This window comes from Aquibacillus albus, assembly GCF_016908325.1.
Taxonomy (GTDB): Bacteria; Bacillota; Bacilli; order Bacillales; family Amphibacillaceae; genus Aquibacillus_A; species Aquibacillus_A albus.
This window is the reverse complement of record NZ_JAFBDR010000006.1, coordinates 140331-157848: the sequence shown is the minus strand read 5'-3', so window position 1 is coordinate 157848 and position 17518 is coordinate 140331. Positions and strand designations below refer to the sequence as shown.

Genomic DNA, 17518 nt, shown 5'->3' with positions numbered 1-17518 from the left:
GTTTAGATGCGTAAAAAAGTAATTGCAGGAAACTGGAAAATGAATAAGGTGCTAAAGGAAGCTGAACAATTTGTAGCTGATACAAAAGATAATATTCCTTCTAGTGATAAGGTGGAATCAGTTGTTTGTGCACCATATCCTTTTTTAGCTTCCCTTGTAGATAAAGCTGCTGGAACGGATTTGAAGGTTGCAGCACAAAATATGCATTATGAGGATAATGGAGCTTTTACTGGAGAGGTAAGCCCTGTTATGCTAAAAGATCTAGGGGTCACTTATGTAGTGATTGGGCACTCGGAGCGTCGTGAATTATTCGGGGAAAATGATGATACAGTCAATAAAAAAGTGCATGCAGCATTCAATCATCAATTAACTCCTATTGTTTGTGTTGGCGAGACACTTGAACAACGTGAAAATAATGAAACGATGACATTAGTAGAAAATCAAGTAAAGCAAGCACTAGCTGGATTAACGGATGATCAAGTGAAACAAACAATTGTGGCGTACGAACCGATCTGGGCAATTGGAACTGGTAAAACAGCTACTTCTGAACAGGCGAATGAAGTATGCACACACATTCGTAATGTTGTGAAGGAAGCATTTTCAGCGGATGCTGCAGAAGCTGTCCGGATTCAATATGGAGGTAGCGTAAAACCTGCCAATGTTGATGAATTACTTGCTCAATCAGATATTGATGGAGCACTAGTTGGTGGCGCTAGCTTGGAGGCAGACTCCTTCCTAACTTTAGTGGAGGCTGGTGCAAAATGAGTCAAGATAAATTAGCTGCACTGATTATCTTGGATGGATATGCAATTCGCGACGAAGATTTTGGTAATGCGATTAAACAAGCAAACACACCAAACTTTGATCGTTATTGGAACAGCTATCCACATAATCAATTGAAAGCAAGTGGAGAAGCTGTTGGCTTACCAGAAGGACAAATGGGTAATTCTGAAGTTGGTCATTTAAATATCGGTGCAGGAAGAATTGTTTACCAAAGTCTAACGCGAGTGAATTTATCGATTCGCGAAGGAGACTTTTTTGAAAATGATGCCTTACTAAAAGCAGTGAACTATGCAAGGGACAATGACAAAGCACTACATGTATTTGGATTACTATCTGATGGTGGTGTACATAGTCATATTGAACATTTATATGCAGTATTAAAACTTTCTGCAAAGCAAGGTTTGAAAAAGGTGTATGTTCATGGATTTCTTGACGGTCGCGACGTTGGTCCACAAACGGCCAAAAAATATGTAGAAGCTGCATTAGATACGATGAAAGAATATGGTGTTGGTGAGATTGCAACATTATCTGGACGTTATTATTCCATGGATCGTGACAAGCGATGGGATCGTGTAAAGAAGGCATATGATGCCATGGTTTATGGCGAAGGTCCAACGTATACAGATCCATTCGAATTAATCGATGATAATTATAAAAATGAAATCTATGATGAGTTCGTATTACCATCTGTGTTAACCGATGAAAATGGAAAGCCAAAAGCAACCATTGAAGATGAAGATTCTGTTATTTTTTACAACTTCCGTCCAGATCGCGCGATTCAAATTTCACGTACATTTGCGAATGATGATTTCCGTGATTTTGACCGTGGTGAAAAAGCACCGAAAAATATCCACTTTGTAGGTTTGACACATTTTAGTGAAACCGTTGATGGATTTGTCGCTTATGAGCCGGTTAATTTAGATAATACGGTTGGGGAAGTTTTAGCTCAAAATGATTTGAATCAACTACGTATTGCTGAAACAGAGAAATATCCACACGTGACATTCTTTATGAGTGGTGGACGTGAAAAAGAATTTCCAGGGGAAAAGAGAATTTTAATTGATTCCCCGAAGGTTGCTACTTACGATTTACAGCCGGAAATGAGTGCGTATGAAGTGACAGATGCTTTGTTGAAAGAGCTAGATGAAGGAAACCAAAATGCGATCATCTTGAACTTCGCAAACCCTGATATGGTTGGTCATTCCGGTATGCTGGAGCCTACAATTAAGGCAATCGAAGTCGTTGATGAATGTCTCGGCAAGATTGTTGACAAGATCATCGAAAAAGGTGGGCATGCTATTATTACGGCCGATCATGGTAATTCCGATGAAGTGCTAACTGAGGAAGGTAAGCCAATGACCGCACACACAACCAATCCAGTGCCAGTCATTGTGACAAAGGATGGAATTGAATTACGTGACGGCGGAATTCTTGGTGATTTGGCACCAACATTGTTAGATTTACTTGATGTGAACAAACCAAAAGAAATGACAGGTTCATCATTAATTAAAAAATAAAAAATCCTATAAAATAATGTGAGAAAAAGGAGAGAATGAATACAATGCCTTATATTACTGATGTTTATGCACGTGAAGTTTTAGATTCTCGTGGTAACCCAACGGTTGAAGTGGAAATTTTTACAGAAACAGGTGCGTTTGGTAAAGCACTAGTTCCTAGTGGTGCTTCTACTGGGGAACACGAAGCAGTAGAATTACGTGATGGTGATAAAGAACGTTACTTAGGAAAAGGTGTTTTAAAGGCTGTTGAAAACGTAAATGAAGTGATTGCACCAGAATTACTTGGTCTTGATGTTACACGTCAAGTTGTGATTGATGAATTACTTCTTGAACTAGATGGAACAGAAAACAAAGGAAAGCTAGGTGCTAATGCTATTCTTGGTGTATCAATGGCTGTTGCTCATGCTGCTGCAGATTACTTAGGTGTTCCATTATATACTTATCTAGGTGGATTCAATGCGAAGACACTACCAACTCCAATGATGAACATCCTAAACGGTGGAGAGCACGCAGACAACAACGTAGATATCCAAGAATTCATGATCATGCCAGTTGGTGCTCCAACTTTCCGTGAAGCACTTCGTACAGGCGCTGAAATTTTCCACAGCTTGAAAAAAGTTCTTAGTGGCAAAGGCTTAAACACCGGTGTAGGTGACGAAGGTGGATTTGCTCCAAACCTAGGTTCGAACGAAGAAGCACTTTCTACTATTATCGAAGCTATCGAAGCTGCTGGTTATAAGCCAGGTGAAGAAGTACAGCTTGCGATGGACGTTGCCTCTTCTGAATTTTATGAAGATGGAAAATATAACCTAAAAGGAGAAGGCGTTGTACGTACTTCTGAAGAAATGGTTGGATGGTATGAAGAAATGATTAACAAATACCCAATCATTTCAATAGAAGATGGCCTAGACGAAAATGACTGGGAAGGTCACAAGCTTTTAACAGAGCGTATTGGTGATCGTGTACAACTAGTTGGTGATGATTTATTCGTTACAAATACAGTGCGTTTGAAGCAAGGTATTGAGCAAGGTGTAGGTAACTCAATTCTAGTTAAGGTAAACCAAATCGGTACACTTACTGAAACGTTTGAAGCAATTGAAATGGCGAAGCGTGCAGGGTACACAGCAGTTATCTCTCACCGTTCTGGTGAAACAGAGGATGCAACAATTGCTGATATTGCTGTTGCAACAAACGCTGGTCAAATTAAGACTGGTGCACCTTCACGTACTGACCGTGTTGCGAAGTACAACCAATTGCTACGTATTGAAGATGAGCTAGTTGGTACTGCAATTTACGCTGGAAAAACTGCTTTTTATAACTTGAACAAGTAATGTAGTTTAATAAAAAGCTGCTGTGGGGAAGGAACTCTCTACAGCAGCTTTTTTGCACGGTAGGAAAGTATAAAATTTTAGCAAAGAAGCAATTCGAGTAGTGAAAATTTTAAGAAATGAAGGATAAGAAAAACTTCGACACTCGTTATAGGATGAGACGAATGTCGAGTTTTTCTAAAGGTTTATAACAATGTATTAAACGTGAAATTCATACCATCATTGCAATTAATCGATTGTACGAGACTGAATTTCTTGATAGGCCTGTTTTTGTTGTTCTAACTCTTGTCGAGCAAGGTCTATGGCTTGTTGGTTGTCAGTAATTTGTTCAGCTTGAGCAAGAGACTGTTCAGCTCTTTCTAATGAATTTTCAATCTGTTCAATCACTTGGTTATTTGGATGGCTTTGTGCCTGACTAATGGTATTTTGAAGATGTAAAATGGATTGGTGTGCTTGTGCAAGCTGATTTTGATCCTTCATGCTTGAAATATTATTACCTTTCACGGAATCATCCTCCTTTTTTTATTCGTTACTAATTTGCTTAAAAGAAGGTTTAAATATACATGTCAAAGAGATAAATCCATTTTGGGACACTGGACCTGTCCCTTTGTCCCAACAAACAGGGGTACGAATCGTTATACGATTTGTACCCCTGTTTTGAATTACTGATTTGTATTTTCTCTGATGAACTGTTCTACTTCATCAGCAGTATTCATGGATAGCAATTGATCCTTAAATGAAGCTAATTCTTCTTTTGATAGGTCTTTGATTTGTGTACGTGCTGGTAAAATGGACGTAGCACTCATACTAAATTCATCTAGTCCAAGACCTAATAATATCGGAATAGCGATGGAGTCGCCTGCCATTTCACCGCACATTCCAGCCCACTTACCTTCTGCATGTGCAGCTTCAATAACATTATTGACAAGGTTAAGGATGGCTGGGTGATATGGCTGGTATAAATAAGAGACACGCTCATTCATACGGTCAGCTGCCATCGTGTATTGGATTAAGTCATTTGTTCCAATACTGAAGAAATCAACTTCCTTTGCAAATTGCCTTGCAATAACTGCTGTTGAAGGGATTTCAACCATAATTCCTATTTCGATCTCATCAGAGACGTCAACACCATCGTTCTTCAGATTATCTTTTTCCTCTAGAAGTAATGCCTTCGCTTGACGAAATTCATCCAATGTAGCAATCATTGGGAACATGATTTTAAGGTTTCCATACGCACTTGCACGTAGTAATGCTCGTAATTGTGTACGGAAGATATCATCACGTTCTAAGCATAAACGGATGGCACGGAACCCTAGAAATGGATTCATTTCTTTTGGCAGATCTAAATAATTTAATTCTTTATCTCCACCGATGTCAAGTGTCCGTACAACAACAGGTTTATCACCCATTTGTTCTAGTACAGATTTATAGGCTTCAAATTGCTCGTCCTCTGTTGGAAGCTCGCTTTTGCCCATATAAAGAAATTCCGTACGGTAAAGTCCAACACCTTCACCCCCGTTGTTGATTACACCAGCAACGTCGTCTGGGGTGCCGATGTTAGCAACTAACTCAACATGATGATTATCTGCTGAAACAGTAGGTTCATCTTTTAATTGAGCCCATATTTCTTTTTGCTTCTCAAAATCTTCTTGCTTTTTCTTGTAAGTAGTAATTTCTTCTTCGGTTGGATTAATGATGACATCACCATCAATACCATCAACTATAATAAGATCATCTTTTTTTGCATCACTTGTAATGCTTTTTGTTCCTACAACTGCAGGAATCTCCAGTGATCTTGCCATGATAGCAGAGTGGGATGTACGACCGCCTATGTTGGTAGTGAACCCCTTAACGAAATTTTTATTTAATTGTGCCGTATCAGAAGGTGTCAAGTCTTCAGCGACAATAACAACCTCTTCGTCAATAAGAGCTGGGTCTGGAAATGTGACATTTAACAAATGAGCCATCACTCGTTTCGTCACATCTTGAATATCAGCAGCACGTTCTCTCATGTATTCATTATCCATTGCTTTAAACATATCAATAAACATGTTTGCTGTGTCTTCAAGAGCCGCTTCCGCATTAACTTTTTCTGTGTTGATTTTATCTTGAATCGGATTGATCATTTCTGGATCACTTAACACAAGCAAGTGAGCAGAAAAGATTTCTGCATGCTCATCACCAAGTGATTTTCGAGCGTTTTCTTTGATGACTTCCAATTCGTTTTTTGAAATTTCTAATGCTTGATTCAAGCGTTCAATTTCAGCCTCTGGATTGTCGATTGTTGTTTTCTCAAATGTTAGTTCAGGAACTGCTAGTTTATAAACTTTAGCAATTGCAATTCCACTTGATGCTGCTATGCCGCTTATATTACTCATTAAAATTTACTCTCCTAGTCCTTCTTTTTTGATAACTTCTATTAATGCATCTAATGCTTCTTGTTCATCGGAACCATCTGCGGTGATTTTAATCTCTGAGTCTTTTGGAATACCTAAAGACATCACACCCATGATGGATTTTAAGTTAACTGATTTTCCGTTATACTCCACTGTAGTATCTGCTGCGAAACTACCTGCTTTGTTTACTAGTACTGTTGCAGGACGTGCGTGAACACCTGTCGGATCTGTAATTTTAACTGTTTTTTCAACTGCCATAAAAAAAACCTCCTAAATAAATTTATAATACGGGTACACTACAATATAATTTTACTCCTTTTCTAGGTCCTTTTTCAAGAATCCTATAAGAAATGCACTGATAATTGTACCTATTAAAATGGCTAATAAGTATAATAATGCATTTCCCTCCACTAATCCAGCTACTACAATACCACCATGGGGAGCTCTAAGCCCAATATCAAACAACATCGTAAGTCCACCAGCAACGGCTGAACCAAGAATAATAGAAGGAATAATACGTGCTGGATCTGCAGCTGCAAATGGGATTGCCCCTTCGGTAATAAAGAAAGCACCTAACGCATAGTTGGATTTCCCAGCTTCACGTTCTTGTTTCGTAAACCTGTTTCTAAAGATGCTAGTCGCTAAACCTGTTGCCAGTGGTGGTACCATCCCGCCAGCCATAATTGCAGCTATAAAATTAAAGTTTCCAGCATCCAACATTGCTATTCCAAATGTATAGGCTGCTTTATTGATTGGACCACCCATATCTATTGCCATCATCCCACCAAGAATAATACCTAGTAACACAAGGTTTGTATTTCCTAAACCTTCTAACCAATGGGATAGACCAGTGTACAATGTTGTAAGTGGTGGATTGATTATTAACATGATAATACCAGTAAGACCAATGCTAAACACCGGATATAGTAGTACTGTTTTCAGACCATCAAAAACAGCAGGGAGTACTTCTAAAACTTTTTTTACGAATAGCGTTAAATAACCAGCTAAGAAACCAGCAATAAGTCCTCCTAGAAATCCTGATCCTCCGGAAGCACCTTCAATTCCTGTTGTTATTGCAATTAAACCAGCAACCATACCAGGTGCAAAACCAGGTCGATCTGCAATACTTGATGCAATAAAACCGGCTAATACAGGAACCATCAGGTAAAAGGCATTTCCGCCACCAATGGTCATTAGCATTTCTGCAAAACGATTATATTGCTCATGTGTTGGATCTGCAGAATGGATACCAAATAAGAAAGATATTGCAATTAAAATACCACCGCCAACAACAAAAGGCAGCATATTCGAAACACCGTTCATTAAGTGCTTATATAGACCAGTTCTACCTTTATCGTCAGATTTTTCATCCGGGGAAGAATCTCCACCTTGATAAGTAGGTGCGTCCTTTTTAATTGCTCTCTCTATTAACTGTTTCGGTTCATGAATTCCTTTAGCAACAGGAACTTGAATTAAAGGCTTTCCTTTAAAGCGTTCCATTTCAATTTTGGTGTCCGCAGCCACGATAATCGCGTCCGCCTTATCAATTTCTTCTGGAGTAATGCGGTTTTTCACTCCGCCAGAACCATTTGTTTCTACTTTTATTGAAATGCCCATTTCTTTGGCTGTTGCTTTCAACTTATCAGCAGCCATATATGTATGGGCAATTCCAGTCGGACAGCCAGTTACAGCTAAGAGATAGCGGTCTTGCTCAGGTGTTTGTTCATCCTCATCTTCTGTTTCATCTTGTTCCTTTTGATTAATCAGTTCAATAACTTCATCTTCACTGGTTGCTTGTTCAAGCTTTTGACGGAATTTGTCATCCATCAAAAAAGTAGATAAGCGGGACAATGTTTCCAAATGGGTTTGATTTGCTCCTTCTGATGCAGCAATCATAAAAAATAGATGTGAAGGCTGTCCATCCAATGCTTCATAATCAACGCCTTCCTTTGAGCGTCCAAAGGCAATGGCAGGAGTTTTCACTGCCTCGCTTTTCGCATGTGGAATTGCAATTCCTTCTCCAATCCCCGTTGTACTTTGTGACTCCCGAGCTAAAATAGCATCTTTAAAGCTTTGTTTGTCATGGAGGCGCCCAGCTTGATCTAGTTTATCTGCTAATTCATCAATGACAGAGGATTTTGAATTAGCTTCAAGTTGTAGAATAATCGTGTCTTTTTTTAATAAATCTGTAATGTTCATCGTTGAACCTCCTCAATCAATCGCCTCTACCGAAATTTGCTGTAATAGTTTTTCCACTGCATCTCTCGTGCATAAATCATTACTAAAAGCAGTTGCACTACCAGTAGCAATAGCATAACGGAATGCTTCTTTTGGTTGATTGGTTTTCGTGAAGGCAGATAAAAAGCCAGCTACCATGGAATCTCCTGCTCCAACTGAGTTCTTTACTTCCCCTTTTGGAGCGTTGGCAAATAAACATACATCTGTTCCTATGTAAACTGCACCATTTCCGCCCATTGAAACAATGACATGTTTCGCACCTTGTTCGTGAAGCTTTTTTCCATAACTTACTGCATCTTCAAAAGAGTCAATCGTTGTATCAAACAATTCTTCTAATTCATGCTGATTTGGTTTGACAAGAAATAATTCTGTACCGATTAGTTCTTTTAATGCTTGGCTAGACGTATCGGCAATCATGTTCACTTGTTTTTCTTTGCAAATATTAGCAATCTCTACGTAGAAATTATCTGGTACCGTTGATGGGATACTTCCAGATGCAACTAAAAAGTCACCGGTTTTCATCGAATGAATTTGATCATATAGATGAGAAAGCTGTGCCTCGGTGATTGACGCGCCAGGCCCATTAATCTCTGTTTCTGTATTGGACTTCAACTTCATGTTAATTCTTGTTACCCCGTTAACCTCAATAAAATTACTTTTTATGTTTTCTTTTTTTAGTTCACCTTTTATGAAATCACCTGTAAATCCTCCGAGAAATCCCAATGCCGTATTTTCGACACCAAGACGATTTAACACTCTTGACACGTTAATACCTTTTCCACCAGGGTAATAGTCAGGGTTTTCTCCTCTATTTAATCCACCAGCTTGAAAGTTCGGCGTATGAATAATGTAATCTACGGAAGGATTTAACGTGCAAGTATATATCATAACGACACAACCTTTACGCTTGTTTTATTTTGAAATGGAGTCACATCCACATCCACTTTCTCATTCGTTATCATTGTTGCCTGATGAATGTCAGCGATGTTGGCAAACGAAATCGTATTAAGTTTGGTATGATCTGCCAATACAAATTGCTGCTGTGCTAGTTCTAGAACTGACCGTTTGATCATTGCTTCTTCTGGGTCAGGAGTAGTGTACCCATAATGCTCGTGTACTCCATTTACTCCTAGAAAGCATTTATCAAAACGGTAGTTATTCAAACTACTGATTGCTCCGCTTCCTATTAGTGCTCTCGTATTATGCTTTACAAAACCTCCGAGTAAATACGTGGATATTTCATAACGTCCAAGTGCTTCTAAATGTGTTAAACCATTTGTAACAACTATGACATTTTGTTGTGCTAAATAAGGAATCATTTCAAATGTAGTTGTTCCAGCATCTAAGTAAATACATTCATTCGGTTCCACAAAGCTAGCTGCACATTTGGCAATCCCTTTTTTTTCATCGATATATTTCGTTGCCTTTTCTGGAAAGCTTAATTCTTGGTTTTTACTGTGCTTTAATGTAGCTCCACCATGGACTCTTTCGATTTTTTCAAGGCGCTCTAATTCACTCAAGTCTCTTCGAATTGTCGATTCAGATGCATCTGTAAGTTCTACTAAATCTTGAATAGTCACTGTATTATGTTTGTCAATGAAATCCAAGATTAATTGGTGACGTTTAGGAGTAAGCACGGAAATAATCCTCCTGACTTTTTCGTAAGGCTCAAATAAATAATAAAGCAAACCTTTTCACTTTTCAATCATAAAAAGTCACAAAAGTTTACATTTTGTCAAAAACAATCAAATATAGTCAATTGTCTTCGAATCAGACAATTGACTATATATACAGATGGCAATGGGTTGCAATCGTTATTGTTACTGTTCGATTATTTTTCCTATCCATTGATTTATATCATCATAGACTTGTTGTTTATTTATTTCGTTTAGTACTTCATGACGACTTTTTTCGTAAAAAATGTATTCGATATTTTCCATTTCGTGTTTTTGATATTGTGTAATTGCCTGTTTAACACCTTTGGATTTATTTCCAACAGGATCTTGATCACCACTAATAAACAACATCGGTAAATTCTTTTTAATTTGTGCAATATTCCTATTTTTTGCCATTAAACTCATGCCATGAAACATATCAAAATAGAAAGTCGTGGAAGGAATGAAACCTGTATGCGGATCATCGATATATTTTTTAACCTCACTTCGGTCTCTAGATAACCAATCAAAGTTGGTTTGAGCACCTGGAACCGTTCGTTCGTAATTTCCAAAAATTAACTTATTTAAACGGTGTGAAGGTGTTTTTGCCCCTTTCTTTTTTATTTCTCGTTTTGCAAGTTGTTTTAATAACTTCAGGATAACGGTTGGTTGATGACCAGTTCCAGATAATATGACACCAGCTAGCATCTCACTATGTGACTGAATATAATACCTTACTAAAAAAGAACCAAAGCTATGTCCTAATAAAAAAATCGGCAATGTTGGATAACTGTTTGTTATATTCTGTGTGATTTCAACTAAATCTTCAGACATTCGTTCAAATCCATTTTCATTTGAGGAAAACCCGATAGTGTCATATTTTTGTCCAGTTTTCCCGTGTCCGCGGTGGTCATTCCCATAAACAATGTATCCTTTTTTAGCAAAGTAAGTTGCAAAGTTATCATAACGATTAATATGATCGACCATTCCGTGCGCGATTTGGATAAGTCCTTTTGGTTCTAAACTTGAATCTTCCCATTTTTGCATATAAATACTGTGACCATCACGCATTGTTAACCAATAATTTTCCTTATTCATGTCTATCCCTCTTTTCCTGTAGAGGTTTTATCCTCAGTATACAAGTAGGACGGAATCGTTTCCATTCCATATAAATTAAACTTGCTAAAGGGACTACCTTTATGCTACATTATCATTATGTATTAGTGCGTTTTAGGAGGTGTGCGCAACATGGTTGGAGTTGCGGTAACGTTATTAGTTATTGATGCAATTGCTCTTATTGTTTTAGTTTTATTACAATCTGGAAAAAGCGCAGGATTATCAGGAGCCATTTCCGGTGGAGCTGAGCAGTTATTTGGAAAGCAAAAAGCTCGGGGTATTGACGCTGTTTTACACCGTTTAACAATTGTTACAGGTGTATTGCTATTCGTCCTAACGTTTTTCTTAGGGTATATACTATAGGATATATACGTGGTACTTAAGAAAGACCTTCGACTTTTAAAACCATAAAAAATCCCGAAAATCCCTTACCATAAAATGGTAGGGGATTATTTATTTTTTAAGATTGAGTCTTAATGTTTTTTTAGTTGAGGGTTAAGATAGGAAGAAGATGAAAGAAAGCACTAAGTTTAGGGTTGGCCTAGCCAAGTTTCTAAAAATGCACACGAAAAGTAAAATATGGATAACTTTGTTACGATTGGATTAGGCTATAATATAAAGAACTCGAGGAGATGAAGTTTCACCATGAAAGTAAAACAACCACAACCGTTCACGTTTGAAGCCGGAAAACGAGCGGTATTATTATTACATGGATTTACAGGACATACAGCTGATGTCCGTATGTTAGGTAGATTTTTACAAAAGAAAGGGTATACTTGTCATGCCCCGATTTATCGAGGGCATGGTGCACCACCAGAGGATTTAATTGCATCTAATCCGAATCAGTGGTGGGAGGATGTGCAGCAAGCCTTAAATCATTTACGGCAAATTGGGCATAAAGAAATAGCGGTAGCTGGATTATCACTTGGAGGAGTTCTCGGCTTAAAGTTAGCTTATTCAGAGCCAATGATGGGCGTTATTCCAATGTGTGCACCAATGTTTTTTGATAATGAAACACAGCTTACGAAAGGATTTAAGCAATTCTCTACCGAATACAAACAATTAGAGAAAAAAAATGAAGCTACGATTGAAGAAGAAGTAGAACAATTAATGGAGGGTTCAAAAGATCTTTTTCATCGGCTAGGGGGGCTTATCACTGAAGTCAAAGAAGAGGTGGACACCATTTATGCTCCTACCTTTGTCGTACAAGCAAGAAAGGATCAAATGATTAATACAGCAAGTGCTACTTACATATATGAGAATGTTGAAGCAGATCAAAAGGATTTAAAATGGTACGAAGATTCAGGGCATGTGATTACATTGGATAAGGAAAAAGATCAGCTGCATGAAGATATTTATCAGTTTTTAGAATCGTTAGACTGGTCTTAAGCCATACTAACAATAGAAAAATAGGTTATTTTAAGTAGTAAAGGAGGGTGAGCCTTGAGTGATCAAATGAAACAAAGCATCTTGGAATATTTTCGAGTAAATGCTTCTAAACCTTTAAGTGTTCAAGAAATTGAGGAAGTTTTGGAGCTTCAAGATGCTGAACAATTTAAAGAATTAATGAAAGTGTTAAATGAATTAGAAGAAAAGGGAGAATTGGTTCGAACGAGAAAGAATCGATATGGTCCCCCAGAGCGAATGAATTTAATTAGAGGAAAAATTCAAATGCACGCCAAAGGTTTCGCGTTTCTTATCCCTGATGAAGAGGGGCAGGATGATGTGTATATTAATCATGCTGACCTACAATCGGCAATGAATAATGACCGAGTACTCGTTCGGATTGAAGGAAGAGATGAACAAGGCAAACGACCAGAAGGGGTAGTCATCCGTATCCTAGAAAGAGCGGTTACAGAATTAATAGGTACCTATGACGATAATGGAAATTTTGGTTTCGTAATCGCTGATGACAAGCGTATCCCAAATGATATTTTTATCCCGAAAAATGCTTCTATGGGAGCAGTAAACGGACATAAAGTCATTGTTAGAATTACGAAATATCCTGAAGCAAGGATGAGTGCAGAAGGGGAAGTTGTCCAAATTCTTGGTCATAAAAATGACCCAGGGATGGACATTATTTCGATTATTTATAAGCATGGCATCGCAGTTGAATTTCCAGAAGAGGTATTGGATCATGCTGCTAATACACCAGAATCCATTACCGAAGAGGAAATTGCTAATCGACGAGATCTTCGGGATGAAATGATTGTGACGATTGATGGGGCAGACGCAAAGGATTTAGATGATGCGGTTACAGTGAAGAAGCTGGACAATGGCAATTATAAATTGGGAGTTTATATTGCTGACGTTACGTATTATGTTGAAGAAGATTCGCCAATTGATAAAGAAGCGGCCGACCGCGCAACAAGTGTTTACTTAGTTGACCGTGTTATTCCAATGATTCCACATCGACTTTCCAATGGGATTTGTTCTTTGAATCCACAAGTAGACCGTTTGACGTTAGGCTGTGAAATGGAAATTAGCCCAGATGGCGAAGTAGTAGAGCATGAGATTTTTCAAAGTGTGATCAAAACAAATGAGCGAATGACCTATAAAGACGTAAATAAAATATTGGTTGATAAAGATGAAGAAGTGATTGATCGATACAAAGACTTAGTTCCAATGTTTCAGGACATGGAAAACTTAGCTGCAGTCCTTCGTAAGAAGCGTTTTGGTCGTGGAGCAATTGATTTTGACTTTAAGGAAGCGCAAGTTTTAGTTGATGATGAAGGGAAGGCAACAGACGTTGTTTTACGTGAACGTTCTGTCGCAGAGCGATTAATTGAGGAGTTTATGCTTGCAGCTAATGAGACAGTAGCCGAGCACTTCCATTGGATGGACGTACCTTTTATCCACCGGATTCATGAGGACCCTGAGCCATCCAAGCTGCAGCATTTCTTTGAATTTATTGCGAATTTAGGATATGTGGTAAAAGGAACGTCAAATGAAGTGCATCCACAAGCACTACAAAAAGTATTAGATGAAGTGCAAGGGGAACAGGAAGAATTGATTATTTCGAAGCTGATGCTGCGATCGATGAAGCAAGCGAAGTATGATCCGAACAGTATTGGTCACTTTGGTCTAGCAACAGATTTTTACACACACTTTACGTCGCCGATTCGTCGTTATCCAGATTTAATTGTGCACCGTTTAATTCGAACGTATTTAGTAAACAAGCAATTAGATGAAAAAACGCAACAGCACTGGAAGGAAAAAATGCCTGATATTGCGCGACATTCATCGGAAAAAGAACGTGCTGCTGTTGATGCAGAACGTGAAACAGACGACTTGAAAAAAGCAGAGTATATGCAAGATAAAATTGGAGAAGAATTTGATGGCGTGATTAGCTCTGTGACAAACTTCGGATTATTTGTTGAGTTACCTAATACGGTAGAGGGGCTTGTTCATGTTAGTTACTTGACCGATGATTATTATTATTTTGATGAACGGTCTTATGCAATGATTGGAGAACGAACCGGAAATATCTTCCGTATCGGTGATGCGACTACAGTAAAAGTGGCCAATGTTAACTTAGAAGAGCGTGTGATTGATTTTGAAATTGTAGGCATGAAGCCACGGAAAGCTCGGATAGCACCTGAACGACCGAAAGTCATTTCCGCAAAGACTACTAAATCTAGTGGGAAGGTGAAGCCGCCGAAAGGAAAGGAACGGTCACAAAAAGGATCACCAAAAAAGAAAAACAAAGGCAAGAAAAAGAAGAAAAAATAGACGTGGAATTCGCCCACGTCTATTCTTTTGCTACCCATTTTCCATATAATACCCATCCGTCACTTACTTCAAAGGCATCGATATTTGGAATGTTAGCATACCCTTTTTCTGAAAAGTCCATCCAAGCCCTCATTGGTTCTGATTGCTCATTTATATAGTGAAAGGCAGTATCCCATAAGCCTGGCTGTTCAAAATGGTCATCCCAAAAGTACTTCACTTGTGCAAATTTTTCATGCTTTTCATCCTGTTCAATCACTATAAATCGATCTTGTGTTTGGTTTTGGTAAAACGTAGCAGCTTGTAACTTTTCATCTGTTATTAAATCTGAGCTGAATGGAAAAGGATAAAAAATTTCATATGGATAAACCCCGTCAGGAGAATGATCTTTGATTGATTCAAGTAATGCTCTCTTTTCTTTAATGGAATCGACTTCGTTCCAAATTGGACCATTCCTTCCTTGTAATAAAGATTTATCTTTTACCGGATAGGAATAAAGCTTTGTAAAGGGATGAAATCCTATTTTATCAAGCACACGTCTTGCAGGCTTATTACCAATGTTTGTATTTGCCCCTATCCATTTAATTGATGGATTCAATTCTAGTTCTGCTTTGATTTTACTTAAAATTTCCGTTGCATTCCCTTTGGATAATAGACTTTTATCACTTCTTAGTCGACCAAGCATTGCATATCCACCTGGAAATAGGCTGTATCCTGCAATTGCCAACAGTTGACCTTGTTCAAACAATCCATACATTGCATGCGTGTTTGATTCCACTAAATTTGGGTAGATATGTAATATGTAATCATCTTCTACCTTCGTGTTCATGTTTTGAACAAGTTCGAAATCGTCGATGGTTAGTTTCCTTAATTGTAACGTGTTTTGGCTCACTACTTTCTTCCCCCCAAAAAGCTTTTTCTTTTCTTAGTTTCTCATAAAAATTAAAGAAATGTCCATTACTTTAGGCTTCGTTAAGTATTAATGTAGGTTTTCTAATCACGCGAAAAAATTGGAATAACCCCTTATATCTGTTAAAATAAATTTCACGGAGAATAGGAGGATTGGTTATGCCAAAAGGTCAGGGAAAAGTATTAGCACAAAATAGAAAAGCAAATCATGATTTTTTTATAGAAGAAACCTATGAAGCAGGACTTGTATTACAAGGAACCGAAATAAAATCAATCCGTGCAGGCAGAGTAAACATGAAGGATAGCTTTGCAAGAATTGATCGTGGGGAAGCATGGTTGCATAATTTGCACATTTCTCCCTATGAGCAAGGGAATCGCTTTAATCATGATCCAACCCGAACACGAAAATTATTGCTTCACCGTAAGCAAATAGACAAGCTTATTGGAGAAACACAACAGCAAGGTTATTCCTTAGTACCCTTGAAAATCTATGTTAAAAATGGTGTTGCTAAAATGTTAATTGGATTAGGTAAAGGGAAAAAGAAGTACGACAAGCGTGAGGATTTAAAGCAAAAGCAAGCGAAGCGTGATATGGATCGTGCGATAAAGGAACGTTATTAATCAAATGATTAGCAGTCATTACCAGTTAGCATTACTTGAAATTTGAGCTATATTTGTTATAATTAATTATGTCGTTATGATTAACAATTGAATAGTAAGCGAAGAGTTCGCTATTCCTTTTCCGTTGTACCCTTTTTATCATGGGGACGTTACGGATTCGACAGGGGTAGATTGAGCTCAGGTTGCGTGCCGAGGTTACGACTCGTTAAACGTTATTCGCCTAAATATAACTGGCAAAGAAAACAATTACTCTTTAGCAGCTGCGTAAGTAGCTCTAAAGGATCCTTCCTACCATCGCCCATGTGGTAGATAGAAGGGTCTCAAACTTAGTGGGATACGCTGTTGTCCTCCGCCTGGGGATGGACAGAAGAGATGAATCAGGCTAGCTGCTAGGAAGCCTGTTGGTAGGCTGAATAGTTAGCGAATGATAATATACCAACTACGCATGTAGAAGCCTGAGTGGCGATATCTCTGGACGTGGGTTCGATTCCCACCGTCTCCACCAATACATAGTTGGTGGTTTTTATTTTGTCTTTTTGTAAAAGGGCTTTCATTAGATTGAAAGCCCTTTTTCCATGCGGGGCTATTTAGTTGCAGACTTAACTTTTACAAGCTTATCGGCCATTGCATCGGTTAATTCTAAAGTTTTTCTTTGAACGAGAGATGTTAGTACTGGATTTACTATCGTTCCTAACATTCCTCTAGTTGTAATATTAATATATCCTGTAATTTTTGTGTTTGTTTTAGAAAGTGCTTCGGCTTCAAAATATCCAACACCATCGAATTTTTCATTTAATCCTTTTATATCGAAAGTTACCTTCGTTGGTTCTTGCCATTTAATAATATCAATTTGTAAATTAACTTTTTTTTGTACATTGCCCACTTCACCTGTTAACTCCCATATCGATTGCTTTGGGTTACGAATCTGATGCTTAACATACCCCGGTACTAAAGGGGCCCATTTGTTAATATCACTAACAAACTTCCAAATAGTTTCAATTGGAACATTCAATTCTACTGAATGAGTCCCACTTGGCATAATTAACCCTCCTAAATATTTGATAAAACCAAACTGTGATTTTAAACGAAACAAAATGGAAAAATTTTGGACCAAAATACCTTTTTATATCCATTCGTAATTCTTTTCAGTTTAACGGCGGTTGTCCCACTAATAGGATATTACTGAAAAAATGGTTAAGACCTATCTATTTCGTAAATAATAGGAA

16 protein-coding genes and 1 other RNA gene are annotated in these 17518 nt (G+C 38.0%); 8 read left to right on the top strand and 9 right to left on the bottom strand.

Features of this window, described 5'->3' with window-relative positions:
* Window positions 1-6 precede the first annotated feature (6 nt).
* From tpiA to eno, 3 genes are read left to right on the top strand one after another with little or no spacing between them, the layout of a single operon-like run.
* On the top strand, window positions 7-765 hold the full coding sequence (gene tpiA / locus JOC48_RS07460; protein ID WP_204498447.1) for a triose-phosphate isomerase: 759 nt from the start codon (window positions 7-9) through the stop codon (window positions 763-765).
* Window positions 762-2300: a 2,3-bisphosphoglycerate-independent phosphoglycerate mutase gene (gpmI, locus tag JOC48_RS07455; protein ID WP_204498446.1), complete on the top strand. Its 1539-nt coding sequence runs from the start codon at window positions 762-764 to the stop codon at window positions 2298-2300. The genes tpiA and gpmI overlap by 4 nt, the downstream gene beginning before the upstream one ends.
* Window positions 2301-2344: 44 nt before the next feature.
* On the top strand, window positions 2345-3631 hold the full coding sequence (gene eno / locus JOC48_RS07450; protein ID WP_204498445.1) for a phosphopyruvate hydratase: 1287 nt from the start codon (window positions 2345-2347) through the stop codon (window positions 3629-3631).
* A 225-nt stretch (window positions 3632-3856) separates the two neighbouring features.
* Here eno and JOC48_RS07445 read toward each other — a convergent pair whose 3' ends face one another.
* The 7 genes from JOC48_RS07445 to JOC48_RS07415 form a co-directional block, all read right to left on the bottom strand.
* Window positions 3857-4132, bottom strand: coding sequence for a hypothetical protein (locus tag JOC48_RS07445; RefSeq protein WP_338024244.1), 276 nt, complete (start codon window positions 4130-4132; stop codon window positions 3857-3859).
* Between the two features lie 158 nt (window positions 4133-4290).
* Complete coding sequence (ptsP, locus tag JOC48_RS07440) at window positions 4291-6006, bottom strand: phosphoenolpyruvate--protein phosphotransferase (RefSeq protein ID WP_204498444.1); 1716 nt, start codon at window positions 6004-6006, stop codon at window positions 4291-4293.
* A gap of 6 nt (window positions 6007-6012) precedes the next feature.
* Entirely contained in the window at window positions 6013-6282 is a 270-nt protein-coding gene (locus tag JOC48_RS07435; RefSeq protein WP_204498443.1) for a phosphocarrier protein HPr, read from the bottom strand.
* A 51-nt stretch (window positions 6283-6333) separates the two neighbouring features.
* Window positions 6334-8223 carry a PTS fructose transporter subunit IIABC gene (locus tag JOC48_RS07430; RefSeq protein WP_204498442.1) on the bottom strand — a complete coding sequence of 630 codons (1890 nt, stop codon included), beginning with the start codon at window positions 8221-8223 and terminating at the stop codon, window positions 6334-6336.
* Between the two features lie 12 nt (window positions 8224-8235).
* Window positions 8236-9150: a 1-phosphofructokinase gene (gene pfkB, locus JOC48_RS07425; protein WP_204498441.1), complete on the bottom strand. Its 915-nt coding sequence runs from the start codon at window positions 9148-9150 to the stop codon at window positions 8236-8238.
* Window positions 9147-9899: a DeoR family transcriptional regulator gene (locus JOC48_RS07420; RefSeq protein ID WP_204498440.1), complete on the bottom strand. Its 753-nt coding sequence runs from the start codon at window positions 9897-9899 to the stop codon at window positions 9147-9149. The genes pfkB and JOC48_RS07420 overlap by 4 nt, the downstream gene beginning before the upstream one ends.
* A gap of 183 nt (window positions 9900-10082) precedes the next feature.
* Window positions 10083-11015 carry an alpha/beta fold hydrolase gene (locus JOC48_RS07415; protein WP_204498439.1) on the bottom strand — a complete coding sequence of 311 codons (933 nt, stop codon included), beginning with the start codon at window positions 11013-11015 and terminating at the stop codon, window positions 10083-10085.
* A gap of 150 nt (window positions 11016-11165) precedes the next feature.
* On the opposite strand from JOC48_RS07415, the gene secG reads away from it, so the two are divergent.
* The 3 genes from secG to rnr all read left to right on the top strand — a co-directional run bounded on the left by secG (window position 11166) and on the right by rnr (window position 14765).
* The gene (gene secG, locus JOC48_RS07410) at window positions 11166-11396 is read left to right on the top strand and encodes a preprotein translocase subunit SecG (protein ID WP_204498438.1); all 231 of its coding nucleotides are present in this window, start codon (window positions 11166-11168) and stop codon (window positions 11394-11396) included.
* 282 nt (window positions 11397-11678) lie between these two features.
* Complete coding sequence (locus JOC48_RS07405; RefSeq protein ID WP_204498437.1) at window positions 11679-12422, top strand: alpha/beta hydrolase; 744 nt, start codon at window positions 11679-11681, stop codon at window positions 12420-12422.
* Between the two features lie 66 nt (window positions 12423-12488).
* Window positions 12489-14765: a ribonuclease R gene (rnr, locus tag JOC48_RS07400; RefSeq protein ID WP_204498479.1), complete on the top strand. Its 2277-nt coding sequence runs from the start codon at window positions 12489-12491 to the stop codon at window positions 14763-14765.
* 19 nt (window positions 14766-14784) lie between these two features.
* Here the strand turns inward: rnr and JOC48_RS07395 are convergent, their stop codons facing one another.
* Window positions 14785-15654: a GNAT family N-acetyltransferase gene (locus tag JOC48_RS07395; protein ID WP_204498436.1), complete on the bottom strand. Its 870-nt coding sequence runs from the start codon at window positions 15652-15654 to the stop codon at window positions 14785-14787.
* A 176-nt stretch (window positions 15655-15830) separates the two neighbouring features.
* Between JOC48_RS07395 and smpB the strand changes: the two genes are divergently transcribed.
* A complete protein-coding gene (gene smpB, locus JOC48_RS07390; RefSeq protein ID WP_204498435.1) occupies window positions 15831-16292 on the top strand; it encodes an SsrA-binding protein SmpB in 462 nt (153 codons plus the stop codon).
* 142 nt (window positions 16293-16434) lie between these two features.
* Window positions 16435-16797: a transfer-messenger RNA gene (gene ssrA, locus JOC48_RS07385) on the top strand.
* Between the two features lie 78 nt (window positions 16798-16875).
* Here the strand turns inward: ssrA and JOC48_RS07380 are convergent.
* Window positions 16876-17331: an SRPBCC family protein gene (locus tag JOC48_RS07380; protein ID WP_204498434.1), complete on the bottom strand. Its 456-nt coding sequence runs from the start codon at window positions 17329-17331 to the stop codon at window positions 16876-16878.
* Window positions 17332-17518 lie beyond the last annotated feature (187 nt).

Bases quoted from the DNA above. Each gene is read 5' to 3' on its own strand.
- tpiA (WP_204498447.1), top strand. From the start codon at position 7: ATGCGTAAAAAAGTAATTGCAGGAAACTGGAAAATGAATAAGGTGCTA.
- gpmI (WP_204498446.1), top strand. From the start codon at position 762: ATGAGTCAAGATAAATTAGCTGCACTGATTATCTTGGATGGATATGCA.
- eno (WP_204498445.1), top strand. From the start codon at position 2,345: ATGCCTTATATTACTGATGTTTATGCACGTGAAGTTTTAGATTCTCGT.
- ptsP (WP_204498444.1), bottom strand. From the start codon at position 6,006: ATGAGTAATATAAGCGGCATAGCAGCATCAAGTGGAATTGCAATTGCT.
- JOC48_RS07435 (WP_204498443.1), bottom strand. From the start codon at position 6,282: ATGGCAGTTGAAAAAACAGTTAAAATTACAGATCCGACAGGTGTTCAC.
- JOC48_RS07430 (WP_204498442.1), bottom strand. From the start codon at position 8,223: ATGAACATTACAGATTTATTAAAAAAAGACACGATTATTCTACAACTT.
- pfkB (WP_204498441.1), bottom strand. From the start codon at position 9,150: ATGATATATACTTGCACGTTAAATCCTTCCGTAGATTACATTATTCAT.
- JOC48_RS07415 (WP_204498439.1), bottom strand. From the start codon at position 11,015: ATGAATAAGGAAAATTATTGGTTAACAATGCGTGATGGTCACAGTATT.
- secG (WP_204498438.1), top strand. From the start codon at position 11,166: ATGGTTGGAGTTGCGGTAACGTTATTAGTTATTGATGCAATTGCTCTT.
- JOC48_RS07405 (WP_204498437.1), top strand. From the start codon at position 11,679: ATGAAAGTAAAACAACCACAACCGTTCACGTTTGAAGCCGGAAAACGA.
- rnr (WP_204498479.1), top strand. From the start codon at position 12,489: ATGAAACAAAGCATCTTGGAATATTTTCGAGTAAATGCTTCTAAACCT.
- smpB (WP_204498435.1), top strand. From the start codon at position 15,831: ATGCCAAAAGGTCAGGGAAAAGTATTAGCACAAAATAGAAAAGCAAAT.
- JOC48_RS07380 (WP_204498434.1), bottom strand. From the start codon at position 17,331: ATGCCAAGTGGGACTCATTCAGTAGAATTGAATGTTCCAATTGAAACT.